Source organism: Siccibacter colletis (assembly GCF_000696575.1).
In the GTDB taxonomy this organism is placed as follows: domain Bacteria; phylum Pseudomonadota; class Gammaproteobacteria; order Enterobacterales; family Enterobacteriaceae; genus Siccibacter; species Siccibacter colletis.
The window spans coordinates 52495-78164 of the sequence record NZ_JMSQ01000007.1; the positions used below are offsets into that span (position 1 = coordinate 52495).

Consider the following 25670-nt stretch of genomic DNA (forward strand, 5'->3'; position numbering starts at 1 on the left):
CCCCGTCTCCCTAATCTAACTCGGTAACTCCATTCACTATGGCAGGAAATAAACCCTTCAACAAACCTTCTGAAACGCGCGATCCACAGGTCGCCGGGCTGAAAGTGCCGCCACACTCTATCGAGGCGGAGCAGTCGGTGTTGGGTGGGTTGATGCTGGACAACGAGCGCTGGGACGACGTCGCGGAGCGCGTAGTACCCAACGATTTTTATACCCGTCCCCATCGTCATATTTTTACCGAAATGCAGCGCCTGCAGGAGATGGGTAAACCCATCGACCTGATTACGCTTTCGGAATCGCTGGAGCAGCAGGGCCAGCTTGAGGGCGTGGGCGGCTTTGCCTATCTGGCAGACCTGTCGCGCAACACGCCAAGTGCGGCGAACATCAGCGCTTACGCCGACATCGTGCGCGAACGTGCGGTGGTGCGCGATATGATCAGCGTCGCCAACGAAATTGCCGATGCCGGGTTTGACCCGCAAGGGCGTAACAGCGATGAGCTGCTCGACCTGGCGGAATCGCGCGTGTTCCAGATTGCGGAAAACCGGGCCAATAAAGACGAAGGCCCGAAAAGCGTCGATCAGATTCTGGAAGCCACGGTTGCGCGTATCGAGACCCTGTTCCAGCAGCCGCATGACGGCGTGACCGGCGTGGATACCGGCTATCAGGATCTCAACAAAAAGACCGCCGGCCTGCAGCGCTCGGATCTGATTATCGTGGCGGCGCGTCCGTCGATGGGTAAAACCACCTTCGCCATGAACCTGTGCGAAAACGCGGCAATGTTGCAGGACAAACCGGTGCTGATTTTCAGTCTGGAGATGCCCGCAGAGCAGATCATGATGCGTATGCTCGCCTCGCTTTCCCGCGTCGACCAGACCCGTATCCGTACCGGCCAGCTTGACGACGAAGACTGGGCGCGTATCTCCGGCACCATGGGTATTCTGCTGGAGAAGCGCAATATGTACATTGATGACTCCTCCGGCCTGACCCCGACCGAAGTTCGCTCCCGCGCCCGCCGCATCTTCCGCGAGCACGGCGGTCTGAGCCTGATCATGGTCGACTACCTGCAGCTGATGCGCGTGCCGTCGCTTTCCGATAACCGTACGCTGGAGATCGCTGAGATCTCGCGCTCGCTTAAAGCACTGGCGAAAGAGCTGCAGGTGCCGGTGGTGGCGCTCTCGCAGCTTAACCGCTCACTGGAGCAGCGCGCCGACAAACGCCCGGTGAACTCGGACCTGCGTGAATCCGGCTCCATCGAGCAGGATGCCGACCTGATCATGTTTATCTACCGTGATGAGGTGTACCACGAGAACAGCGACATGAAAGGCATTGCTGAGATCATCCTCGGCAAGCAGCGTAACGGCCCAATCGGTACGGTGCGCCTGACGTTTAACGGGCAGTGGTCGCGGTTTGATAACTATGCTGGCCCGCAGTACGACGACGAATAATTAATTTGGCTATTTTACTTGCGATTTTGGGCTTGGGCAGTGCTCGCCATCCTCACGTACTTCAGTACGCTCCGGTGGCTGTGCGCTGGCCGCGCCCAAACTCGCTGCGCCAATAACGCCAAATTATTGATTAAAAAAACCAGAGACTTAACAACAGCAAGGAAAGACAATGCAAGCGGCAACCGTAGTCGTAAATCGCCGCGCTCTGCGACACAACCTGCAACGCCTGCGCGAACTGGCACCTGCCAGTCGGCTGGTGGCGGTGGTGAAAGCAAACGCCTATGGGCACGGTCTGCTGGAGACCGCCCGTTCACTTCCCGATGCCGATGCGTTCGGCGTGGCCCGTCTTGAAGAGGCGCTGCGCCTGCGCGAAGGCGGTATCACACAACCCATTCTGCTGCTGGAAGGCTTCTTTAACGCCGACGATCTGCCGATGATTTCCGCGCTGGGGCTGCATACGGCGGTGCACAGCGATGAGCAGCTGGTCGCGCTGGAACAGGCGAAGCTTGATAAGCCGGTCACGGTGTGGATGAAGCTGGATACCGGGATGCATCGCCTGGGCGTGCAGCCGGAAGAGGCAGAGGCGTTTTATCAGCGTCTGGTCCGCTGCCCGAACGTATGCCAGCCGGTAAACGTTGTCAGCCACTTCGCCCGCGCCGATGAACCAGCGTGTGGCGCAACCGAGCGCCAGCTGGATATCTTTGCCACCTTTAGCGAAGGGAAGCCGGGGTTGCGCTCGATAGCGGCGTCTGCCGGCATTCTGCTGTGGCCGCAGTCGCATTTTGACTGGGTACGTCCGGGGATCATCCTCTATGGCGTCTCGCCGCTGGAAGGCGGGGCGCGCGCCGCCGATGCCGGGTTTATGCCGGCGATGTCGCTCACCTCCAGCCTGATTGCCGTGCGCTCCCACAAAGCGGGCGAGCCGGTAGGCTATGGCGGAACCTGGGTCAGCGCCCGCGATACCCGGCTCGGCGTGGTGGCAATGGGGTACGGCGACGGCTATCCGCGTTGTGCGCCCTCGGGCACGCCAGTCATCGTTAACGGTCGGGAAGTGCCGATTGTGGGGCGTGTGGCGATGGACATGATTTGTGTCGATCTTGGCCCTGAGGCGCAGGAGCGTGCCGGGGATGAAGTGCTGCTCTGGGGCGACGCGCTGCCGGTTGAGCGCATCGCGGAAATCACAAAAGTGAGTGCTTACGAACTTATTACGCGCCTGACTTCGCGGGTGGCGATGAAGTACGTGGAGTAATCCTGCTGTGTCTGGCGGGTCTCGCCCTGAGGCCCGCTGCAAACGCCGGTTCCGGCCACAGGCTAAACGCCTCAGTAACCTCTCGATCTCATCCTCTTTCCGGTTTATTGTGTCCGCTTACCCCACCGTAAAGCAGGAGAACCACGCGTGTTCCAGAATGTTGACGCCTACGCCGGCGACCCGATTCTTTCCCTGATGGAGCGTTTCAAAGAAGACCCCAGCCCGGACAAAGTCAACCTCAGCATCGGCCTCTACTACAACGAAGCGGGCATCATTCCGCAGCTCGATGCCGTAGCGCAGGCCGAAGCGCGTCTCAACGCTCAGCCGCACGGTGCGTCGCTCTATCTGCCGATGGAAGGCCTGGTCTCCTACCGTAACGCCATCGCGCCGCTGCTGTTCGGCGACGCTCACCCGGCGCTGCGCGACGGACGTATTGCCACTATTCAGACGCTCGGCGGCTCTGGCGCGCTGAAGGTGGGTGCCGATTTCCTGAAACGCTACTTCCCCGGTTCGCAGGTCTGGGTCAGCGATCCGACGTGGGAAAACCATGTCGCTATCTTTGCTGGTGCGGGCTTTGAGGTACACACCTACCCGTGGTTCGACGACGCCACCGGCGGCGTGCGCGTCGATGCGCTGCTGGAAACGCTGAATACCCTGCCGGCGCAGAGTATCGTGCTACTGCATCCGTGCTGCCATAACCCGACCGGTGCGGATCTGACCAATGATGAGTGGGACCGCGTCACTGAAGTGCTGAAAGCGCGCGAGCTGATCCCGTTCCTCGATATCGCCTACCAGGGCTTTGGTGCAGGCATGGAAGAGGACGCTTATGCTATTCGCGCCATCGCCCGCGCCGGATTGCCTGCGCTGGTCAGCAACTCGTTCTCAAAAATCTTCTCGCTCTACGGTGAGCGCGTCGGCGGTCTGTCCGTGGTGTGCGATGATGCGGATGCCGCCAGCCGCGTGCTGGGCCAGCTGAAAGCGACGGTGCGCCGCATCTACTCCAGCCCGCCGAACTTTGGTGCGCAGGTGGTGGCTACCGTGCTGAACGATGCCACGCTGAAAGCCAGCTGGCTGGCGGAAGTGGAGGCCATGCGCCTGCGTATCCTGGCGATGCGTGAAGAGCTGGTTAAGGTGCTGGAAACCGCCATGCCGGGCCGCGATTTTGGCTATCTGCTGCGCCAGCGCGGCATGTTCAGCTACACCGGCCTGAGTGCCGCTCAGGTCGAGCGGCTGCGCGAGGAGTTTGGGGTTTACCTGATCGCCAGCGGACGCATGTGCGTCGCCGGCCTCAACAGTCACAATGTGCATCGCGTCGCGCAGGCATTTGCTGCTGTGATGTAAGCACTTGCTTACTTCTGACACCAGAAGCGAGGCGGGAAACCGGCCTCGCTTTTTTATTGTTGTTGCCGCTATTTACATTAAATTACCGCGAAGATTTTGCCTTTTGGCGCGCAGCCTACACACTTAACGGGACATTCTTTCACAGGAGCGAATTATGTGGGTTCAACAGACCGTGACGCTGAATGCCAGGTCACGCGGTTTTCATCTGGTTACCGATGAGATCCTCGACCAGCTAGCGGATCTTTCACGCGTTAAAACGGGCCTGCTTCACCTGCTGCTCCAGCATACTTCCGCTTCCCTTACGCTCAATGAAAACTGCGACCCGACGGTACGCCAGGATATGGAACGCCATTTCCTGAAAGCGGTGCCGGAGGATGCCCCGTACGAGCACGATTATGAAGGCCCGGACGATATGCCCGCGCACATCAAATCGTCGTTGCTGGGGGTATCGCTGATGCTGCCGGTAAGTCACGGGCGGCTGCAGCTCGGCACCTGGCAGGGCATCTGGCTGGGGGAACACCGTATTCATGGCGGTGCGCGAAAAATTATCGCCACGCTACAAGGAGATGAAAAATGACCCATTCGGAGATCCTGCAATACTGCATGAATAAAGCGGGCGCCAGCCAGGATATACATAGCGGCCTCGATGCGACGCAGATAAAAGTGGCGGATGTGCTGTTCGCGATGGTGCACGAGGCGGATGGTCGCCCGGTGGTATCGCTGAAAACCAGCCCGGCGCTGGCGGAACTGCTGCGCGACGAGCATGAGGATGTTTTCCCCAGCGCGCAGCTGAATAAAGCGCACTGGAGCACGGTGCATCTGGACGGCGAGCTGCCGGATTCCCAGATTTATTTCCTGGTGGATGCCTCGTACCAGCAGGTGATTGATACGCTACCGGACAGTGCCCGCCAGCAGTTAGGCAGTTAAAAAAAACGCCCCGACCGGGGCGTACTGTAGGGTGGGTAAGCGAAGCGCACCCACCTTCGGGTAGCCGCCGTGGCGGGTGCGCAGGCTTACCCGCCCTACGCTGCGCCACGGCTCACCATAAAAAAACGCCCCGACCGGGGCGTTTTATCAGGCTTTCAGCAGCGGTTTCAGGAAGCGCGCCGTGTGCGACGCTTCACACTCTGCCACGGTTTCCGGCGTGCCGGAAACGAGGATCTCCCCGCCGCCGCTCCCGCCTTCCGGGCCGAGATCGACAATCCAGTCCGCGGTTTTAATCACGTCCAGATTGTGTTCAATCACCACGATGGTATTGCCCTGATCGCGCAGCTGGTGCAGCACTTCCAGCAGCTGCTGGATATCGGCGAAGTGCAGACCGGTGGTCGGCTCATCAAGAATATAGAGCGTCTGCCCGGTGCCGCGCTTCGACAGCTCGCGCGCCAGCTTCACGCGCTGGGCTTCACCGCCGGAAAGCGTGGTGGCCGACTGACCGAGACGAATATAGGTCAGACCCACATCCATCAGCGTCTGCAGCTTACGCGCCAGCGCCGGTACGGCATCAAAGAACTCGCGTGCTTCTTCAATGGTCATATCCAGCACTTCGTGGATGGTCTTGCCCTTATATTTGATCTCCAGGGTTTCGCGGTTATAGCGCTTGCCCTTGCACTGGTCGCACGGGACGTAGATGTCCGGCAGGAAGTGCATCTCAACCTTGATCACCCCGTCGCCCTGACAGGCTTCGCAGCGCCCGCCGCGCACGTTAAAGCTGAAGCGGCCCGGCGTATAGCCGCGTGAACGCGCTTCCGGCACTCCGGCAAACAGCTCGCGCACCGGCGTGAACACGCCAGTGTAGGTCGCCGGGTTAGAGCGCGGCGTGCGGCCGATCGGGCTCTGGTCGATGTCGATAACCTTATCGAAATGCTCCAGCCCCTGAATCTCGCGGTACGGCGCCGGCTCGGCCAGCGTGCCACCGTTGAGCTGGCGCTGGGCCAGCGGGAACAGCGTATCGTTAATCAGCGTCGATTTGCCCGAGCCGGAAACACCGGTCACGCAGGTAAACAGGCCAACCGGCAGCGTCAGGGTGACGTCTTTCAGGTTGTTGCCGCGCGCGCCGCTGAGCTTCAGCACTTTTTCCGGATCGGCCGGGACGCGGTTTTTCGGCACCGTAATCTGGCGCTTCCCGCTCATAAACTGCCCGGTCAGGGATTCCGGCACCGCCATAATGTCTTTCAGCGTGCCTTCCGCGACCACCTGGCCGCCGTGCACCCCGGCACCTGGCCCGATATCAATCACGTGATCCGCTGCGCGAATCGCGTCTTCGTCATGCTCCACCACGATCACGGTGTTGCCGAGGTTGCGCAGATGAATAAGCGTGCCGAGCAGGCGTTCGTTGTCGCGCTGGTGCAGACCGATAGACGGCTCATCCAGCACGTACATCACACCCACGAGACCGGCACCAATCTGGCTGGCCAGACGAATACGCTGCGCCTCACCGCCGGAGAGGGTTTCTGCCGAGCGGGAGAGCGTCAGGTAGTTCAGGCCGACGTTCACCAGGAATTTCAGGCGATCGCCAATCTCTTTCAGCACTTTTTCAGCGATTTTCGCGCGCTGGCCGGAGAGCTTCATGTTGTTGAAGAACTCCATCGCGTGACCGATGCTCATATCAGAGATGGTCGGCAACGCGGTGTTTTCAACAAACACGTGGCGCGCTTCGCGGTTCAGACGCGTGCCTTCGCAGGTTGCGCACGGGCGGTTGCTGATAAATTTCGCCAGGTCTTCGCGCACCGCAGAGGATTCGGTCTCTTTGTAGCGGCGCTCCATATTGTGCAGCACGCCTTCGAACGGATGACGGCGTACGGACGTGTCGCCGCGATCGTTGATGTACTTGAATTCAATTGTCTCTTTGCCAGAGCCGAACAGCACCACTTTCTGCACGCTGGCGCTCAGGCTGTCCCACGGGGCATCGACATCGAACTTATAGTGCTCCGCCATCGAGCGCAGCATCTGGAAATAGTAGAAGTTACGGCGATCCCAGCCGCGGATCGCGCCGCCGGCCAGCGACAGCTCGCCGTTCTGGATCACGCGGTCCGGGTCGAAATACTGCTGCACGCCCAGGCCGTCACAGGTCGGGCAGGCACCGGCCGGGTTGTTGAACGAGAACAGACGCGGTTCCAGCTCGCGCATGCTGTAGCCGCAAATAGGGCAGGCGAAGTTCGCCGAGAACAGCAGTTCAGGCACGCTGGTGTCGTCCATGTCGGCAACTATCGCGGTGCCGCCGGAGAGATCCAGCGCGGTTTCAAACGACTCGGCCAGGCGCTGGGTCAGATCTTCACGTACCTTAAAGCGATCGATGACCACTTCAATGGTGTGTTTCTTCTGCAACTCAAGCTTCGGCGGATCGGAGAGATCGCACACTTCACCGTCGATACGCGCGCGGATATAACCCTGGCTTGCAAGGTTTTCCAGCGTTTTGGTGTGTTCACCTTTGCGCTCTTTGATGATGGGTGCCAGCAGCATCAGGCGTTTACCTTCCGGCTGCGCCAGCACGTTATCCACCATCTGGCTGACGGTCTGCGCCGCCAGCGGCACGTCGTGATCCGGACAGCGCGGCTCGCCGACGCGGGCATAAAGCAGACGCAGATAGTCGTGAATTTCGGTGATGGTCCCCACGGTCGAGCGCGGGTTGTGCGAGGTGGATTTCTGCTCGATAGAGATCGCGGGCGACAGCCCTTCGATATGATCGACATCCGGCTTTTCCATCAGGGACAGGAACTGACGCGCATAGGCCGAGAGCGACTCGACGTAGCGACGCTGCCCTTCCGCATAAAGGGTGTCAAAAGCCAGAGAGGATTTGCCTGAACCCGAAAGCCCGGTAACGACAATCAGTTTGTCGCGAGGGATAACGAGATTGATGTTTTTGAGATTATGGGTGCGGGCGCCCCGAACTTCGATCTTATCCATTCACCTTTCCCGGAATAAACGCGTAAGCCTGGTATTTTCTCCACCTTGAGTGACATAACAGCGACATAGCGACGGTCATGTCATCGCGGCCGGAGACAGAAGGACAACCGGCGATCTGAAACGGCTAATTATGACACAAATTAACCTGAATGGATATACAGTATTGGGAGGCGCTTTCCGGATGAGGCTGCAAAAATGTTTATCGGGAAAGACATTGTGGAATGAGCCTCCCAGCGATTACACTGCGCGGTTTCAATGGTAGACTTCACGGTTTACACTCTTAAAGAATCGTTTTTCAGGAGACATGAACATGGCCAGCAGAGGCGTAAACAAGGTGATTCTCGTCGGGAATCTGGGTCAGGACCCGGAAGTGCGCTATATGCCGAATGGTGGCGCAGTTGCCAACATTACCCTGGCCACGTCAGAGTCATGGCGCGACAAACAAACCGGCGAAACCAAAGAGAAAACTGAATGGCACCGCGTTGTGCTGTTCGGCAAGCTGGCTGAAGTGGCCGGTGAATACCTGCGCAAAGGTTCTCAGGTTTATATCGAAGGTTCCCTGCAGACCCGCAAATGGACCGACCAGGCCGGTGTTGAGAAGTACACCACGGAAGTCGTGGTTAACGTCGGCGGCACCATGCAGATGCTGGGTGGCCGTCAGGGCGGCGGTGCACCGGCTGGCGGCGGCATGGGCGGCGGTCAGCAGCAGCAGGGCGGTTGGGGTCAGCCTCAGCAGCCGCAGGGTGGCAACCAGTTCAGCGGCGGCGCGCAGTCTCGCCCGCAGCAGCAGAACAATGCCCCGGCGCAGTCTAACGAACCGCCGATGGATTTCGACGACGACATCCCGTTCTGATTTGCAGCACTGTTTGCATCCGGAAACAAAAAAGCCTCTGTTTACAGAGGCTTTTTTTATGTCATTTCATTTCCGCTACGCTGAAACGCAGGCAAACCGGTGATTACATCACCGGAAACTGCGGCGGTGCCTGGTACGCCATATCCACCATAATGGTCTTGATATTGGCCCAGACGCGGGCGATATCGATCAGGGTGATCCCCAGCAGGCCGGTGGCGAACCAGCAGGCAGCCGCGATACCGAGGCCGGTGCAGACGATTGCCAGACCGCGATAGTCAGTCTTACGCAGCTGAATATGCAGCGTGCTGGCCATAAACATCAGCAGCGCACTCAGTAACGGCCAGCGCATCAGTAATACGCCGGTAGTGATGGTAGCCATCAAAACATCCTCAACAGAAAACCATCTCCGCCAGCACATCAGGGCAGATGTACGCCGCGGAGAAAACGTCACAAACAGGAAATTGCACTCTGTTACAAGAGTTGTGTGAACTATATCACGTTTGGTTATTAATTCGCCAGATGCCGCGCCGCTTTACGCCCCGGTTTTACAAATCTCACGTTGGCCCGCACATGGCGGCTGACCCGAATGCTCTCTTAACCGCAGCGTCTGGTTTTTTGCTCTGAGAATAAAAAAAGCACAGCCCGCAGAAAATAAAAAACGTCATGCCGTAATGAAAGCATCTGAATTTAGCTTTAGGCAATTTGCTTATATTATCAGCAGCCCTCAGCAGGCCGCCTGAAATACAAAAGTCAGTTGCTAAAATGCCACTCTTCATGCACCGTAATGCGATTTTGTGAATGTCTGAACGCGGTCAAAAGTGACACGTTTTGCAGGGATATCAAACCATCATGCATCACAGGGCAGGGCGTAACGCGTTGCGTATTACCGGTATTATCATGGTGGTGTTATTGCCTGTGATTTTTGCCGTCTGGTTTGCTCAGCTGCGTGCGGTCAGCGATACCCGGGATCACCTGCGCTCCTTCGCACACTTAATACTCAACCGCACCAGTATTGTCGTGGATGATGCGATGCGCGCTCGCGCGATGGCAGAATCATTCCGCGGGGCATCATGCAGTGACGATCATCGAAAATTTATGCTCGATATTGTACGCGGGCATTTATTTGTTGAAGATCTTGTTTATGCCCGCGGAAATAATTTCCTGTGTTCGACTCAATTAACGCTTTCAACGCCGTTAACCCTGCGACGGGCAAATTTCAGCGATACGTCTGATACGGCTATTTATTATTATCGTGATACCCCGTTTTATGCCGGCTATAAAATGTTATATATGCAGCGTGGGAATTATGCTGTGGTGATTAATCCGCGCGCGTTTGGCGATGTGATGTCTGACGATACCTCGCTGGTGTATGGCACCTATGACACGGTTAATGACGAATTCTTTTCCCTGAGCGCACACGCCGATATGCAGACGTTAAGTCCGCTGATTCAGCGCAATCAGCAGACGTTCCAGCTCGACGGGCGCTTTTATACTATTGCCCGCTCCGCGACGCGTCCGGTTGCGATTATTGTCTCCACGACCATGACGCGGTTTCACGAACAATTCTGGCATCAGTTAACCCTGACGCTACCGCTGGGGCTGATTTGTAGTCTTATTGTCTCGCTGGTATGGTCGCGCACACGTCAGCAGCTAAAGTCCCCGCGCCGCCGGCTGCAGCGTGCGCTGCGCCGTCAACAGCTGCGTCTTTATTATCAGCCGATTATTGATATTCGACAGGGGCGCTGTGTCGGGGCGGAAGCATTACTTCGCTGGCCGGGTTTTAATGGCACGGTAATGAGCCCGGCGGAATTTATTCCGCTGGCGGAAAGTGAAGGCATGATTGCCCAGGTCACCGACTACGTTGTCGATCAGCTGTTCATCGATCTGGGTGATTATCTGGCCCGTCACCCTGATATTTATATTTCGCTCAACCTGTCGGCATCGGATTTTCATTCGCCGCGGCTTATTGCAATGATCGCTGAAAAAGCGAAACAGCATCAGGTGCGCCCGCAGCAGATTAAAATTGAAGTTACCGAGCGGGGCTTTATTGATGTCCCTAAAACCACGCCGGTTATTCAGGCGTTTCGTCAGGCCGGGTATGAAATTGCGATTGACGATTTCGGCACCGGCTATTCCAACCTGCACAACCTCTATTCGCTCAACGTCGATATTCTGAAGATCGATAAATCCTTTATCGACACGCTCGCCACCAACAGTACCAGCCACCTTGTCGCTGAACATATTATTGATATGGCCCACAGCCTGCGCCTGAAGATTATTGCCGAAGGGGTGGAAACTGCCGAGCAGGTGAGCTGGCTTCTGAAACGTGGCGTCCAGTATTGCCAGGGCTGGTATTTTGCGGAGGCGCTGCCGCCTCAGGGATTTATCGCCTGGATGGATAAACCTGAGGCGGCGGAGCCTGCCCGGCAAGGCGCGTAACCTGTCACTTACGCACTCTGGCGATAGTCGGTCGGCGTGCGGTCAAACTCGCGGCGAAAAACGCGCGAAAAAGTCTGCTGCGACACATAACCGTAATCCATCGCAATATCGAAAATGGGCCGTTCTGTGGTGCGCAGCGCTTCCGCCGCCATCAGCAGACGGCGCTGACGAATGTATTCCCCCAGCGTCTGGCGCTTCACGGTACGGAACATCCGCTGCAGATACCATTTTGAATAGCCTGACTTCTTTGCCACCACGTCGATATTCATGGGTTGATCGATGTGTTCATCGATCCACGCCGTCAGGGTGTTGATGATCTCCTGATGTGACATAGCTCTTCCTCGTGCTGAGTTATCGATTAGCCGTTCAGTGTGGCCAGGAGTATAATTCCTCAAGTTAACTTGAGGTAAAGCCCCATGGAAAAGAAAACTCAACGGGTAAAAACGCTGCTCACACCGGGTGAAGTGGCAAAGCGCAGCGGCGTGGCGGTTTCGGCGCTGCATTTCTATGAGAGCAAAGGCTTAATTCAGAGTACGCGCAACGGCGGGAATCAGCGGCGTTACCGGCGTGATGTGCTGCGTTATGTCGCGATTATCAAAATAGCGCAGCGTATTGGCATTCCGCTCGGCACCATTAAGGATGCGCTCGGCGTGCTGCCAGAAGGGCAGAGCATCAATGCCAAAGCCTGGAAGCAGCTCTCCTCCCAGTGGCGCGAGGAACTGGATCGCCGCATTCATACCCTGACAGCGCTGCGTGACGATCTTGACGGCTGCATCGGCTGCGGTTGCCTGTCGCACCGCGACTGCCCGCTGCGTAACCCGGAGGATCGCCTGGGCAGCCAGGGTACTGGAGCGCGTCTTCTTGAGGAGTGATTTTTCCTGCCCGGCGGTTGCCGGGATTGCTGAACGATAATTTTCCGCCGTCTGGCCGGACCCTTTCCTATAGTTAATTAATTGAATATCCAGGAGGTTCGCCATGCTGATCGTTCACCACCTTAATAACTCCCGCTCGCAGCGCGTGATTTGGGCGCTGGAGGAGCTGAACCTGCCGTACCAGATTGTGCGCTATCAGCGTGAACCGACGATGATGGCCCCGCCCGCGCTGAAGAAAGTGCACCCGCTGGGCAAATCACCGGTGGTGGAGGATAACGGCCTGATCCTTGCGGAATCAGGGGCCATTCTGGAGTATCTGCAGGAAACCTACGACCCGGCAAGCCTGCTGCGTCCGGAATCGCCGGGTGAGAAGCTGGCGTGCCGCTTCTGGCTGCACTATGCCGAAGGCTCGCTGATGCCGCTTCTGATGATGAAGCTGGTGTTCAGTAGCCTTGGTAAAAAGCCGGTGCCCTGGGTGCTGCGTCCGGTAGGGAAGGCGCTGGGGCAGGGCGTGCAGAAAGCCTGGCTCAATAAGCAGCTGGTGACCCACGCGGACTACATTGAAAACCACCTGGCACAGTCGGCGTGGTTCGCCGGCGACACCTTCAGCATCGCCGATATCCAGATGAGCTTCCCGGTCATGGCGCTGCTGGCGCGCGGCGGGATGCGCGATCTGGAACACACCCAGGCCTGGTATCAGCGTATCCAGGGCCGTCCGGCGTTTCAGCGCGCCATTGAGCAGGGCGGCCCGTTCGAGATCCCCGGCGCGTGAGAAAGTGTTAACAGGTTGCGCAGCGACGATAACGTTTGCGCACACGCTGGCGAGGGATTCGCCATCCGGACGTTATTTTGGCGAAACGTCGCAAATTATGTTTGAAAAGCGCAGTAAGAACACTGGATAATCGTTTGCTTCAGTCAGCGCCCGCCGTTTATCCGCGGGCGCTGTCGATTTTTAGCCGTCTTCTGTATGCGGAGTTAAACGTTTGCTTTTTTGCGATCCCCCTTTGGTCGCAACGCAGCGCAGGACTGAAACGTTTGATAAGCAGCGGGTTGTCCACCGCATACCGGAGCGAACGATAATAATTTCAGGGGATGTTTCACTATGTCTACGCCTTCTGCGCGTACCGGCGGTTCACTCGACGCCTGGTTCAAAATTTCTGCCCGCGGCAGCACCGTGCGCCAGGAAATCGTTGCCGGTCTGACGACCTTCCTCGCGATGGTTTACTCGGTCATCGTGGTACCGGGCATGCTGGGTAAAGCCGGTTTCCCACCTGCGGCGGTGTTCGTCGCCACCTGCCTCGTGGCGGGCGTAGGGTCAATTCTGATGGGGCTGTGGGCGAACCTGCCGCTGGCCATCGGTTGCGCGATCTCCCTGACGGCATTCACCGCCTTCAGCCTGGTACTGGGTCAACAAATCAGCGTTCCGGTGGCGCTCGGTGCGGTATTCCTGATGGGCGTGCTGTTCACCATCATCTCCGCAACCGGCATTCGTAGCTGGATTTTGCGTAATCTCCCCCAGGGTGTTGCGCACGGTACCGGCATCGGCATCGGCCTGTTCCTGCTGCTGATCGCGGCCAACGGCGTCGGCCTGGTCGTGAAAAACCCGCTCGACGGTCTGCCGGTGGCGCTCGGCCACTTCGCCAGCTTCCCGGTGATCATGTCGCTGATTGGTCTCGCGGTGATTATCGGTCTGGAAAAACTTAAGGTGCCGGGCGGCATTCTGTTGACCATTATCGGGATTTCCGTGGTCGGCCTGATTTTCGACCCTAACGTACACTTCTCCGGTCTGTTCGCCATGCCGTCCCTGAGCGATGAAAACGGCAATTCGCTGATCGGCAGCCTCGACATCATGGGCGCGCTCGACCCGATCGTGATCCCAAGCGTGCTGGCGCTGGTAATGACGGCAGTGTTTGATGCCACCGGCACCATCCGCGCCGTGGCGGGACAGGCTAACCTGCTGGACAAAGACGGACAGATCATCGACGGCGGCAAAGCCCTGACCACCGACTCCCTGAGCAGCGTATTCTCAGGCCTGGTCGGTGCTGCACCGGCGGCGGTGTATATCGAATCCGCCGCGGGTACCGCTGCGGGCGGCAAAACCGGCCTCACGGCGCTCACCGTCGGCGTGCTGTTCCTGTTGATCCTGTTCCTGTCGCCGCTCTCTTACCTGGTGCCGGCGTATGCCACCGCGCCAGCGCTGATGTACGTTGGCCTGCTGATGCTGAGCAACGTGGCGAAAATCGACTTTGCTGACTTCGTTGATGCGATGGCCGGGCTTATCACCGCCGTGTTTATCGTGCTGACCTGCAACATCGTCACCGGCATCATGATCGGCTTCGCGTCGCTGGTGATTGGCCGCGTGTTCAGTGGCGAATGGCGTCGTCTGAATATCGGCACCGTGCTGATCGCGGTCGCACTGGTGGCGTTCTACGCTGGCGGCTGGGCGATCTGAACCCATTGATTTTCCTGAGGTGCGGGCTACGGCCCGCATTTTTGTTTTTAAGGCACATCCTGTTTCCTTTATGTTCACCCTGATGTCTTATCATTATGTGTGACAGGTTAAGTGTTTTAAGAAAACAGACATTCAGGGAACGCATGGAAATCTTCTTTACTATTTTGATCATGACCCTCGTGGTCTCTCTCTCCGGGGTCGCAACGCGTATGCTGCCCTTCCAGATCCCACTGCCGCTGATGCAAATCGGTATCGGTGCCATTCTCGCCTGGCCCACCTTCGGGCTGCACGTGGACTTCAATCCTGAACTGTTTCTGGTGCTGTTTATTCCGCCACTGCTGTTCGCTGACGGCTGGAAGACGCCGACGCGTGAGTTTCTCGACCACGGGCGGGAGATTATTGGCCTTGCGCTGGCGCTGGTGCTGGTTACCGTCGTCGGGATTGGCTTCCTGATTTACTGGCTGGTGCCGGGCATTCCGCTGATCCCCGCGTTTGCGCTGGCCGCAGTGCTGTCACCGACCGATGCCGTGGCGCTGTCCGGCATTGTTGGCGAAGGGCGCATTCCGAAGAAAATCATGGGCATTTTGCAGGGCGAGGCGCTGATGAACGACGCTTCTGGCCTGGTGGCGCTTAAGTTTGCCGTGGCCGTGGCGATGGGCACCATGGTGTTTACCGTTGGCGGTGCGACGCTGGAGTTTGCCAAAGTCGCCATCGGCGGTCTGCTGGCCGGTATCGCCGTCAGTTGGCTGTACGGACGTTCGCTGCGTCTGCTGAGCCGCTGGGGCGGCGACGAGCCCGCAACCCAGATCGTGCTGCTGTTTCTGCTGCCGTTCGCTTCCTACCTGATTGCCGAACACATTGGTGTGTCCGGCATTCTGGCGGCGGTTGCCGCCGGGATGACTATCACCCGTTCCGGGGTGATGCGCAGCGCGCCGCTGGCGATGCGCCTGCGTGCCAACAGCGTCTGGGCAATGCTGGAGTTCGTGTTTAACGGCATGGTGTTCCTGATGCTGGGGCTGCAGCTGCCGGGCATTATGGAAACGTCGCTCAGCGCCGCTGAAGCCGATCCGAACGTGGAAATGTGGATGCTGTTCACCGACGTGCTGCTGATCTACGGCGCGCTGATCGGCGTGCGTTTCCTGTGGCTGTGGGTGATGAAGCGCTTTAGCGTGCGCTTCCTGAAAAAGAAACCGATGGAGTTTGGCGCGTGGACCACGCGCGAGCTGCTGATCTCCTCCTTCGCCGGGGTGCGCGGGGCGATTACCCTCGCGGGTGTGCTCTCCATTCCGCTGCTGCTGCCGTCCGGCGAGCCGTTCCCGGCGCGCTATGAACTGGTATTCCTCGCCGCGGGCGTCATCCTGTTGTCGCTGTTTGTGGGCGTGATCATGCTGCCGTTCCTGCTGAAGGACGTCGAGGTCACTGACCACGGCAAGGCGCGTAAAGAGGAGCGAATGGCAAAATCCGTCACCGCCGACGTGGCGATTGTCGCTATCGAAAAAATGGAGCAGCGGCTGGCCGCAGACGTGAACGAGAACATCGATAATCAGCTGCTCAAAGAGGTGAGTTCGCGGGTCATCGGTAATCTGCGTCGCCGCGCTGACGGGCGCAACGATGTGGAAAACTCAGAGCTGGAAGAGAGCCTGGAGCGCCGCTTCCGCCTGACGGCACTGCGTTCCGAGCGTGCCGAGCTGTATCACCTGCGCGCGACCCAGCAAATCAGCAACGAGACGCTGCAGAAAATGCTGCACGATCTCGACCTGCTGGAAGCGCTACTGATCGAACACAAGTAACGCGACGGGGCGGGGTGATGCGTCACTCCGCCTCTGCCGCCGGCCAGAATTCGCGGCAGCAGGCAATCCATGCCCGCGTGCTGTTCGACAGCCATACGCCGTCGCGCCAGAACAGCGACAGCCGCCAGCGTAGCGGGCTGTCCAGCGGCAGCCAGAGTAGCGTTGAGGCATCCAGCTTCTGACATACCGGCTCCGGCATCACCGCTATTCCCATCCCCGCCTGCACCATCTGCGCCAGAAACTCCCACTGACTGCTGCGTACCGCCACCGTCGGTGTCAGCCCCAGACGGGTAAACGCCGTCAGCAGCTGCTGGCTGGGAGCAAACGTATCGCTGCTGAGCAGCAGCGGGTAACGGGAGAGGGTATGCAGATCAACTGAATGCACGGAAGGCCAGGGGCCGGAGCGTGGCACTACCGCGCACAGCGGGTAGCTGAACAGCGGCAGACTGGCAAAGCCGTGCTGCTCGTCCACCGGCTGAAACGTGAGGGCGGCATCCAGAGTGCCGTTCAGCACCGCCTGCTGCGCCGCGGCATCGTCATACTCGATAATGTTGACCCTGATGCCAGGATAGCGCTGGCGGTAGAGACTGACCGGCCCGGCAATCTGCACGCCCGGCAGGCTGGAAACCCCCAGCTGCAGGGTTCCGGCATTCATCTGATTAATATCTTCCAGGGCGGTTTCCAGCTCGCGCAGCTCCGCTAAAATGGTTTCCGCGTGGTCGTACAGCACCTGTCCGGTATGGGTGAGCAGCAGCTTGCGCCCCTCGCGAATAAGCAGCGTCGAACCAACTTCCTCTTCCAGGTTACGCAGCATTTTACTGATGGTCGGCTGCGTCACATAAAGCGCATTAGCCGCCTGGGTATAGCTCTGGCGACGGACGACCTCAACGAAATAACGCAGCGTTTTGATATCCATATGCCCGACCTGGCTGGTGAGAAACTATTATTTTAATTCATAACTGCTTTGGATGACTTTGCGCTCGCTATCAATTTTTATGAATAGTTGAGTTCATTCTTAAAAATTCATCAGAGTTAAGAATAATAATCTGTAATTACCGGGTAATAGCCGTGTTGTATAGCGCCTTAGAGAATAACTGGCTGATAACATTGTTAATAATGAAAAAGGATGATTTTGCGAATTTTCGCAGGATATTACGGCGATGAATTAGATTGTTTTTGTCGATTCTTAATTTATTGCTGTTCGCGTTTTATACATTGCTTTCCTGTGACGAATTAATTAATTTCACCGCCTTTGTTTCTGGCATCTACCTCTACCGCGCCTGGCGCGAGACATTTAAATATCATGGCAATGAATTCCAAACATTATCTGGCGATAATGCTTTCTGCGTTCCTTCTTCAGGGCTGCACCCTGATACCGGGCAGCGATATTTCTCTGCATAATAAAAATAGCGAAGCGCAGAAAAATAAGGCGGGCAGCGATATCAGTAGCGCCGTCACGCTGGCACCCATTACCCCGCAGCTGATTTCGACGCTGGCAGTCGCATCACCCATTGCGCGTCAGAATACGGCGCTCAATGAACAGGTTTCTCATTACGAATACCAGATCGGCTCGGGTGACGTACTGATGGTCACCGTCTGGGATCACCCGGAACTGACCACGCCGGCGGGGCAGTACCGCAGCGCGAGTGACACCGGCAACTGGGTGCAGCCGGACGGTGCTATTTTTTATCCCTACGCCGGAAAAGTGCAGGTTGCGGGCAAAACCATTGCGCAGGTGCGCGAAGCCTTAACCCAGCGGCTGGCACCGTGGATTGAAGAACCGCAGGTGGACGTCAGCGTTGCCGCGTTTCGCTCGAAAAAAGCCTACGTGACCGGGGAAGTGAAAAACTCCGGCCCACAGCCGGTTACCAACGTACCGCTGACTATCATTGACGCCATCAATCAGGCCGGTGGTCTGCTGGAGAACGCCGACTGGCGCCACGCGGTCTATACCCACGACGGTAAAAAGGAAGTGATATCGCTGCAGGCGTTGCTGAAAGCCGGCGACCTGACCCAGAACCGCCTGATGGAAGATGGCGACATTCTCTATGTGCCGCGCAACGACGATCAGAAAGTGTTTGTTATGGGCGAGGTGAATAAGCAAACCACGCTGAAAATGGACAGCAGCGGCATGACGCTCACCGAGGCGCTGACCCAGGCCGAAGGCATCAACCAGAATGCCGCCGACGCCACCGGGGTCTTCGTGATCCGCAGCACCGCGGGCAGTACCCCTCCTGGGGACAAGCTCGCCACGCTCTATCAGCTTGATGTGTCTGATGCCAGTGCGCTGGTGCTGGGTACCGCCTTTCAGCTTCAGCCCTACGACATCGTTTATGTGACCACCGCACCGGTCTCGCGCTGGAACCGCGTCATCAGCCAGCTCATTCCAACCATCAGCGGCATACACGACATGACCGAAACTACGCGTTATATCAGGCAATGGTGATGATTCGTTCCGTTCAGGTTATCTGCATCGGCAACCTGTGCCGCTCGCCCGTGGCGGCGCTGCTGCTGAAGCAGGCTGTGCCGGCGCTGAACGTCTCCTCCGCCGGGCTGGAAGCCGTCACCGGTGCGCCAGCGGATGACGTTATGCAGTCTCTTGCCGCGGAACAGGGGCTGGACCTGAGCGGCCACCGGGCCACGCTGTTCTCTCTGGCGCAGGCCGCACACTACGATTTACTGCTGGTGATGGAGAGCAGCATGCGCCAGCGCCTTCTGCGAGCCGATCCCACGCTGTGCGGAAAAATTAAGCTCTTTGGCCAATGGCTGGCGGGAGATCGCGAGATCGCCGATCCGTACAAAAAAAGCCGGGAATTCAATATCACCATTTTTCAGCGCATTGAGGACGCCGCCTTCACATGGAAAGAGATTTTTTGCCCCTGACGGGGAGTGAGACCCACTATGCAATCTGATAACCGCACCGATAAACCCGATATCGATCTGCTTGAGCTTATCGCTGAACTGCTGCGCCACAAAATACAGATCGCCGCGATCACCCTGACGAGCATTCTGCTGTTTACGGTGTATGCATTCTGCGCCTCGCCGATGTACCGGGCGAATATGCTGATTCAGGTGGATGAAACCTCAAGCCAGAATCTGCTGGACCGTATCACCGACAACATGGTGGGCGACAGCCAGCACTCGGCAACCGAGATCGGCCTGCTGCAGTCGCGTATGGTGCTCGGAAAAGTGAGTGAGTCGCTGGGCATGCTGACAGACGTCAAACCCAGCGGTTTTCTGGCGCGGCTGTTTTCTGGCCGCGACGGCGCGCGCTCCGCGCTAACGGTGGGGGCGTTTGCAGTGCCGGCGGAGTATATCAACGTGCCGCTGACGCTACGGGTGATCGGGCCGGAGCGTTATCAGCTGACGCTGCCAGAGGGCGAGACCCTGACCGGGCGGGTCAACCAGCCGCTGCGTAAAGGAGAGTTAAGCCTGCTGGTAACGCATATCAATGCCGAGCCAGACAGCGAATACACCATCACCCACCTCTACGAGCTGGATGTGGTAGAGAGCCTGCTGAAGCAGCTCAAAATCAGCGACGTCGGTAAAGAGAGCGGCCTGCTGTCGGTGCAGCTGACCGGCAAAGATAAAGTGCAGATCGCGCGCACGCTCAATGCAATCGGGCGCTATTACCTGGAGCAGGGGCTGGCGCGCAAGGCGGAAGAGACCACCAAACGGCTACAATTTGTTGACGATCTGCTGCCGGATATCGAAAAACGCCTGAACGATGCCATTGCCAGCCTGCGTGATTTTCAACAGAGCAATGAATCGGTGGATATGTCGCTGGAGGCGAAAACGGCGCTGGATACCACCTCTGCGCTGCAGACCCAGCTCAACGAGGTGATATTCAGACGCGCAGAGATGTCCAAGCTCTACACGCCCGGCCACCCGATGTCGCGGTCGCTGGCGGAAAAAGAGGCGGTGCTGAAGAAGCAGCTCTCGCAGCTCAACCGCAACATCTCCACCATGCCGCGCAAGCAGCAGGAGATCCTGAAGCTGACCCGCGACGTGCAGACCAACCAGGAGATCTACACCCAGATGCTGACCCGGCGTCAGGAGCTGCAGATCATGAAGGCCAGCACGGTAAATAATGCGCGCATCGTTGACCCGGCGGTGGCGGAAACGCGTCCTGTGGCACCGAAGAAATCGCTGCTGTGCATTATGGGCATGCTGCTCGGGCTGATGGCGTCCTGCGGCTGGGTGCTGTTTAAAAAGGCGATGCGCAACGGGATACGCTCTGCCGCCGATATCGAAGAGAGCGGTATAGAGGTGCTGGCGATGGTGCCGGTGAGCAAATGGCTGAAACAGCAAAATCAAAAAATCTCCCGCAAGATACAGGTGCGTTCGCGCACGCTGCTGGCGAAAGAGAATTCGACCGATGTTTCTGTCGAAGCGATTCGTAATTTGCGAACCAGCATTACCCTTGGCCTGGCGCGAAAAACGGACGCGGTTATTGCGGTATCCAGCGCCACCACCGGCGTGGGTAAATCCTTTGTCGCCAGCAATCTGGCCGTTGTACTCGCTCAGGCGAACAAGCGCGTGTTGCTGATCGACGCCGACCTGCGCTGCGGCACCCAGCATCATCTGCTGTCCTGCCCGCACAAACCGGGGCTGTCTGAGGTATTGAATGGCCGCGCATCGTTTCAGGATGCGCTGCGCGACGGTCCGGAGCCAGGCATGAAGGTGCTGCCGTGCGGGCAGTACGTGAATCGCTCCTCCGAGCTATTGATGCACAGCGCGCTGGCTGACGGTCTGCGCTGGGCCAGTAGCCAGTTTGACTACGTGATTATCGATACGCCGCCGGTGCTGCCGATTACCGATGCGGTGATCCTCGGCAAACAGGCCGGACGCGTTCTTCTGGTGGCGGGTTACAACAAGGAGTCGCAGCAGGAGTTTGCGCTGGCGGTGAAGCGGTTTGAAGGTAACGGCGTACCGCTGTTTGGTGCGGTGCTGAACGGTATCGAGCCGGATACGCACTACGGCTACCGTTACGAAACCTTCCAGTACGGTAGCACGCAGGCGGAGTAAAAATTCCCGGCCGGGGAAGGCCGGGAGTGTCACTTAGTGGGCGCGGCCCTGCTCAATGCCGATCCCGGTCTGGGAACGAATAAACTGCGCACGGAACTGCTCGCGCTCGCGCAGGCCTTCCGCGCTGTTATCGGTAATGGAGAACACCCAGATACCGATAAACGCCACCGCAATCGAGAACAGCGCCGGGTACTCATACGGGAACACCGGTGCGGCATGGCCGAGGATCTGCACCCAGATTGTCGGGCCAAGCACCATCAGGATCACCGCCGTCAGCAGCCCCAGCCAGCCGCCAATCATTGCGCCGCGCGTGGTCAGCTTCGACCAGTACATGGAGAGCAGAATGATCGGGAAGTTGCAGCTCGCCGCAATCGAGAAGGCCAGTCCCACCATAAAGGCGATGTTCTGATTCTCGAACAGAATGCCCAGCAGAATAGCAATCACGCCCAGCACCAGTACGGTGATCTTCGATACCCGCAGCTCGTCGCGCTCGCTGGCGCCGCGGCGGAACACATTGGCGTAGAGATCGTGCGATACCGCCGATGCGCCCGCCAGCGTCAGACCCGCCACCACCGCCAGAATCGTCGCGAAGGCCACGGCGGAAATGAAGCCGAGGAACAGATTGCCGCCGACGGCATTCGCCAGATGGACCGCCGCCATGTTGTTGCCGCCGATAAGCGCGCCCGCCGCATCCTTAAATGCCGGGTTCGCGCCGACCAGCATGATGGCGCCAAAGCCGATAATAAAGGTCAGGATGTAGAAGTAGCCCATAAAGCCGGTCGCATAGAACACGCTTTTGCGCGCTTCACGCGCATCGGACACGGTAAAGAAGCGCATCAGAATATGCGGCAGCCCGGCGGTACCGAACATCAGGCCAAGACCCAGCGACAGGGCCGAAATCGGGTCCTTCACCAGCCCGCCCGGACTCATGATCGCTGCGCCTTTCGGGTGCACCGCCATCGCCTCGCTGAACAGGTTGCTGAAGCTGAAGCCGACGTGCTTCATTACCATAAACGCCATAAAGCTGGCCCCGAACAGCAGCAGCACCGCTTTGATGATCTGCACCCAGGTGGTCGCCAGCATGCCGCCGAACAGGACGTACATCACCATCAGCACGCCGACCAGCACCACCGCGATGTGGTAGTTGAGGCCGAACAGCAGCTCGATGAGCTTCCCGGCACCCACCATCTGGGCGATGAGATAGAGCGCCACTACCACCAGCGAGCCACAGGCCGACAGCATACGGATCGGTTTCTGCTTCAGGCGGTACGACGCCACGTCGGCGAAGGTGTAGCGCCCGAGATTACGCAGGCGTTCCGCAATCAGGAACAGAATAATCGGCCAGCCTACCAGGAAGCCGAGGGAGTAGATCAGCCCGTCGTAGCCGGAGGTGAATACCAGCGCCGAGATGCCGAGGAAAGACGCGGCGGACATGTAATCCCCGGCGATTGCCAGGCCGTTCTGGAAACCGGTGATGTTGCCCCCGGCGGTGTAATAGTCGCTGCGGGTGCGGGTTCGTTTCGACGCCCAGTACGTGATACCCAGCGTGAAGGCCACGAACACCACAAACATGCCAATCGCCTGCCAGTTCGTGGGCTGGCGCTCCACCACGCCGGTCAGGGCATCGGCGGCGTGCGAGGCGAAAGGCAGCATGGCGGCAAGCGCCGTCAGAAGTCGTTTCATGATTTCACCTCGCGGATCACCGCGTTATTCAGCCGATCGAACTCACCGTTGGCGCGCCAGACATAGACGCCGGTAAGGATGAATGAAATCAGGATCACGCCGACGCCGATGGGTATGCCGCGCGTAACGCTGGTGCCGGCATGCAGCGGCGTGCCGAGCCAGCCCGGCGCGAAGGCGATGAGCATAATGAAGCAGATATAGATAACCAGCACGATCAGCGACAGGATGGTCGCGAAGCGCTGCCGCTTATGCACTAACTCCTTAAAATGCGCACTTTGTTCTATCCGCTGATAAATGGGGTCATTCATCACAGCATCTCCAGAGGTGAGACAGGTTTTTATTATTCCCTCTCCGGCTGGGAGAGGGTTAGGGTGAGGATACGCTCCCCCGAAGTGGGGGAGGAAAACGGTGTTACGACGGCATGGCGATGCTCTGCTTCTCCTCAAGCAGTTTCTCTACCACGCCAGGATCGGCCAGCGTCGAGGTATCACCAAAGTTACTGGTATCCCCGGCGGCGATTTTGCGCAGGATGCGGCGCATGATCTTCCCGGAGCGGGTTTTCGGCAGGGAGTCGGTCCAGTGCAGCACGTCCGGCGTCGCCAGCGGGCCAATCTCTTTACGTACCCAGTTACGCACTTCGGCATACAGCTCCGGTGTCGGCTCCTCACCGTGATTGAGCGTCACGTAGGCGTAGATCGCCTGGCCTTTGATGTTATGTGGAATACCCACCACCGCCGCTTCGGCAATTTTCGGATGCGATACCAGGGCCGATTCAATCTCGGCGGTGCCGAGACGGTGACCGGAGACGTTCAGCACGTCATCCACGCGCCCGGTGATCCAGTAGTAGCCATCTTCATCGCGGCGCGCGCCGTCGCCGCTGAAGTACATGTTTTTAAAGGTGGAGAAGTAGGTCTGCTCGAAGCGCTCGTGATCGCCAAACAGGGTGCGCGCCTGGCCCGGCCAGGAGTCGGTGATCACCAGATTGCCCTCGGTGGCTCCTTCCTGCGGATGACCTTCGTTATCCACCAGCGCCGGCTGCACACCAAAGAACGGACGCGTCGCCGAGCCGGCTTTCAGCTCGGTAGCACCCGGCATCGGGGTGATCATGAAGCCGCCGGTTTCGGTCTGCCACCAGGTATCCATCACCGGGCAGCTCTCGTTCCCGATTTTCTTCCAGTACCACTCCCAGGCTTCCGGGTTAATCGGTTCGCCCACGGACCCAAGAATGCGCAGCGACGTGCGGTCGGTGCCTTCGATAGCCTTATCGCCTTCCGCCATCAGGGCGCGAATTGCCGTCGGGGCGGTATAGAGAATGTTGACCTTATGCTTGTCCACCACCTGAGCCATACGCGCCGGGGTTGGCCAGTTCGGTACGCCCTCGAACATCAGGGTGGTGGCCCCGCAGGCCAGCGGGCCGTACAGCAGATAGCTGTGGCCGGTGACCCAGCCCACATCGGCGGTACACCAGTAGATGTCGCCCGGATGGTAGTCGAAGACGTATTTGAAGGTGGTAGCGGCATACACCAGATAACCGCCGGTGGTATGCAGCACCCCTTTCGGTTTACCGGTGGAGCCAGAGGTATAGAGGATGAACAGCGGATCTTCGGCATTTACCTCAACCGGCTGGTGGTGGCTGTTGGCTTTCTCATTAAGCTCATGCCACCACAGATCGCGTCCTTCCTGCCAGGCGATATCGCCCCCGGTGCGTCTGAACACCACCACGTGTTCCACGGTGGTGACGTTCGGGTTTTTCAGCGCATCGTCCACGTTCTTTTTCAGCGGGATGCTGCGTCCGGCGCGCACGCCTTCATCGGCGGTGATCACCAGGCGCGAGCTGGAGTCGATGATGCGCCCGGCGACGGCTTCCGGCGAAAAGCCGCCGAAAATCACCGAGTGCACCGCGCCAATGCGGGCGCAGGCCAGCATTGCCACGGCGGCTTCCGGCACCATCGGCATATAGATGGCGACCACATCGCCCTTTTTGATGCCAAGGTCGGTCAGGGTGTTGGCGAAGCGGCAGACGTCCCGGTGCAGTTCACGGTAGGTGATGTTTTTGCTCTGGCTGGCGTCGTCGCCCTCCCAGATGATGGCAACGCGATCGCCGTGGTCATGCAGATGGCGATCGATGCAGTTTGCCGCCAGATTCAGCGTGCCGTCTTCATACCATTTAATCGAGACGTTACCGGGGGCGAAGGAGGTGTTTTTCACCTGACTGTAGGGCTTAATCCAGTCGAGGATCTTTCCTTCTTCCCCCCAGAATGCGTCAGGATCGTCAATTGAATGCTGGTATTTCGCCGCGTATTGCTCCGGAGAGATTAGGCAGTGTTCCGCAATATTTGCGGGAATAGGGTGTTTGCGGATTTGGCTCATGGCTATTTTTCTCCTTGTAAGATGTTAATGATATGTCACGTAAACGTTAATTGCGGAAGGTGCCACGAGCTTTGTTTACTATTTGCGCGACAGATCACGCTATGTCTGAATCGTATGAAAATTCAGCAACTGAATCTTTGAAGAGAAATAGTTATCAGCGGGAATTATTGAGGGAAACGCAAAATAAACACAAATCATAACAATTAGTTATGGCACGACATGGATATAAACTCGCGTTTTAAAAT

Annotated in this window: 21 protein-coding genes; 14 read left to right on the plus strand and 7 right to left on the minus strand. The window is 58.2% G+C overall.

Annotated features, from left to right (window positions below):
- The first annotated feature begins 38 nt into the window (after nucleotides 1–38).
- The 5 genes from dnaB (at nucleotide 39) to ET34_RS0109195 (ending at nucleotide 4962) form a co-directional block, all read left to right on the plus strand.
- On the plus strand, nucleotides 39–1445 hold the full coding sequence (dnaB, locus tag ET34_RS0109175) for a replicative DNA helicase (RefSeq protein ID WP_031521403.1): 1407 nt from the start codon (nucleotides 39–41) through the stop codon (nucleotides 1443–1445).
- A 169-nt stretch (nucleotides 1446–1614) separates the two neighbouring features.
- The gene (gene alr / locus ET34_RS0109180; RefSeq protein ID WP_031521405.1) at nucleotides 1615–2694 is read left to right on the plus strand and encodes an alanine racemase; all 1080 of its coding nucleotides are present in this window, start codon (nucleotides 1615–1617) and stop codon (nucleotides 2692–2694) included.
- A gap of 147 nt (nucleotides 2695–2841) precedes the next feature.
- Nucleotides 2842–4035 carry an aromatic amino acid transaminase gene (gene tyrB / locus ET34_RS0109185; protein WP_031521406.1) on the plus strand — a complete coding sequence of 398 codons (1194 nt, stop codon included), beginning with the start codon at nucleotides 2842–2844 and terminating at the stop codon, nucleotides 4033–4035.
- Nucleotides 4036–4189: 154 nt separating this feature from the next.
- Complete coding sequence (locus tag ET34_RS0109190) at nucleotides 4190–4612, plus strand: secondary thiamine-phosphate synthase enzyme YjbQ (protein WP_031521407.1); 423 nt, start codon at nucleotides 4190–4192, stop codon at nucleotides 4610–4612.
- Entirely contained in the window at nucleotides 4609–4962 is a 354-nt protein-coding gene (locus ET34_RS0109195; protein WP_031521409.1) for an MmcQ/YjbR family DNA-binding protein, read from the plus strand. The genes ET34_RS0109190 and ET34_RS0109195 overlap by 4 nt, the downstream gene beginning before the upstream one ends.
- A gap of 147 nt (nucleotides 4963–5109) precedes the next feature.
- Here ET34_RS0109195 and uvrA read toward each other — a convergent pair whose 3' ends face one another.
- Entirely contained in the window at nucleotides 5110–7938 is a 2829-nt protein-coding gene (gene uvrA, locus ET34_RS0109200; RefSeq protein ID WP_031521411.1) for an excinuclease ABC subunit UvrA, read from the minus strand.
- 310 nt (nucleotides 7939–8248) lie between these two features.
- Here uvrA and ssb1 point away from each other — a divergent pair, with 310 nt between their 5' ends.
- Complete coding sequence (gene ssb1, locus ET34_RS0109205; RefSeq protein ID WP_031521413.1) at nucleotides 8249–8791, plus strand: single-stranded DNA-binding protein SSB1; 543 nt, start codon at nucleotides 8249–8251, stop codon at nucleotides 8789–8791.
- Nucleotides 8792–8894: 103 nt separating this feature from the next.
- On the opposite strand, the gene ET34_RS0109210 is transcribed toward ssb1, so the two are convergent.
- Nucleotides 8895–9170 carry a YjcB family protein gene (locus tag ET34_RS0109210; RefSeq protein WP_031521414.1) on the minus strand — a complete coding sequence of 92 codons (276 nt, stop codon included), beginning with the start codon at nucleotides 9168–9170 and terminating at the stop codon, nucleotides 8895–8897.
- 470 nt (nucleotides 9171–9640) lie between these two features.
- Between ET34_RS0109210 and ET34_RS0109215 the strand changes: the two genes are divergently transcribed.
- On the plus strand, nucleotides 9641–11230 hold the full coding sequence (locus ET34_RS0109215) for an EAL domain-containing protein (RefSeq protein ID WP_031521416.1): 1590 nt from the start codon (nucleotides 9641–9643) through the stop codon (nucleotides 11228–11230).
- 8 nt (nucleotides 11231–11238) lie between these two features.
- Here ET34_RS0109215 and soxS read toward each other — a convergent pair whose 3' ends face one another.
- The gene (gene soxS, locus ET34_RS0109220; protein ID WP_031521418.1) at nucleotides 11239–11562 is read right to left on the minus strand and encodes a superoxide response transcriptional regulator SoxS; all 324 of its coding nucleotides are present in this window, start codon (nucleotides 11560–11562) and stop codon (nucleotides 11239–11241) included.
- A gap of 84 nt (nucleotides 11563–11646) precedes the next feature.
- On the opposite strand from soxS, the gene soxR reads away from it, so the two are divergent.
- The 4 genes from soxR (at nucleotide 11647) to ET34_RS0109240 (ending at nucleotide 16344) form a co-directional block, all read left to right on the plus strand.
- Complete coding sequence (gene soxR, locus ET34_RS0109225; RefSeq protein ID WP_031521419.1) at nucleotides 11647–12102, plus strand: redox-sensitive transcriptional activator SoxR; 456 nt, start codon at nucleotides 11647–11649, stop codon at nucleotides 12100–12102.
- 103 nt (nucleotides 12103–12205) lie between these two features.
- Nucleotides 12206–12874 carry a glutathione S-transferase family protein gene (locus ET34_RS0109230; protein WP_031521421.1) on the plus strand — a complete coding sequence of 223 codons (669 nt, stop codon included), beginning with the start codon at nucleotides 12206–12208 and terminating at the stop codon, nucleotides 12872–12874.
- A 330-nt stretch (nucleotides 12875–13204) separates the two neighbouring features.
- On the plus strand, nucleotides 13205–14554 hold the full coding sequence (gene ghxP, locus ET34_RS0109235; RefSeq protein ID WP_031521423.1) for a guanine/hypoxanthine transporter GhxP: 1350 nt from the start codon (nucleotides 13205–13207) through the stop codon (nucleotides 14552–14554).
- A 143-nt stretch (nucleotides 14555–14697) separates the two neighbouring features.
- Nucleotides 14698–16344, plus strand: coding sequence for a Na+/H+ antiporter (locus tag ET34_RS0109240; RefSeq protein WP_031521424.1), 1647 nt, complete (start codon nucleotides 14698–14700; stop codon nucleotides 16342–16344).
- A gap of 22 nt (nucleotides 16345–16366) precedes the next feature.
- Here the strand turns inward: ET34_RS0109240 and ET34_RS0109245 are convergent, their stop codons facing one another.
- Entirely contained in the window at nucleotides 16367–17260 is an 894-nt protein-coding gene (locus ET34_RS0109245) for a LysR substrate-binding domain-containing protein (protein WP_031521426.1), read from the minus strand.
- A 387-nt stretch (nucleotides 17261–17647) separates the two neighbouring features.
- Here ET34_RS0109245 and ET34_RS0109250 point away from each other — a divergent pair, with 387 nt between their 5' ends.
- From ET34_RS0109250 to ET34_RS0109260, 3 genes are read left to right on the plus strand one after another with little or no spacing between them, the layout of a single operon-like run.
- Complete coding sequence (locus ET34_RS0109250) at nucleotides 17648–18790, plus strand: polysaccharide export protein (protein ID WP_031521428.1); 1143 nt, start codon at nucleotides 17648–17650, stop codon at nucleotides 18788–18790.
- A complete protein-coding gene (locus ET34_RS0109255; RefSeq protein ID WP_031521429.1) occupies nucleotides 18790–19227 on the plus strand; it encodes an arsenate reductase/protein-tyrosine-phosphatase family protein in 438 nt (145 codons plus the stop codon). The genes ET34_RS0109250 and ET34_RS0109255 overlap by 1 nt, the downstream gene beginning before the upstream one ends.
- Nucleotides 19228–19245: 18 nt before the next feature.
- Nucleotides 19246–21372, plus strand: a complete 2127-nt coding sequence (locus ET34_RS0109260; RefSeq protein WP_031521431.1) for a polysaccharide biosynthesis tyrosine autokinase — start codon at nucleotides 19246–19248, stop codon at nucleotides 21370–21372.
- Nucleotides 21373–21405: 33 nt separating this feature from the next.
- Here the strand turns inward: ET34_RS0109260 and actP are convergent, their stop codons facing one another.
- From actP to acs, 3 genes are all read right to left on the minus strand, one after another.
- Nucleotides 21406–23055: a cation/acetate symporter ActP gene (gene actP / locus ET34_RS0109265; RefSeq protein ID WP_031521433.1), complete on the minus strand. Its 1650-nt coding sequence runs from the start codon at nucleotides 23053–23055 to the stop codon at nucleotides 21406–21408.
- Nucleotides 23052–23363 (minus strand): DUF485 domain-containing protein, encoded by a 312-nt coding sequence (locus ET34_RS0109270; RefSeq protein ID WP_031521434.1) that lies wholly within the window; start codon nucleotides 23361–23363, stop codon nucleotides 23052–23054. Before ET34_RS0109270 ends, actP begins: the two co-directional genes overlap by 4 nt.
- Before the next feature lie 103 nt (nucleotides 23364–23466).
- A complete protein-coding gene (acs, locus tag ET34_RS0109275; protein WP_031521436.1) occupies nucleotides 23467–25425 on the minus strand; it encodes an acetate--CoA ligase in 1959 nt (652 codons plus the stop codon).
- Between the last annotated feature and the right edge of the window lie 245 nt (nucleotides 25426–25670).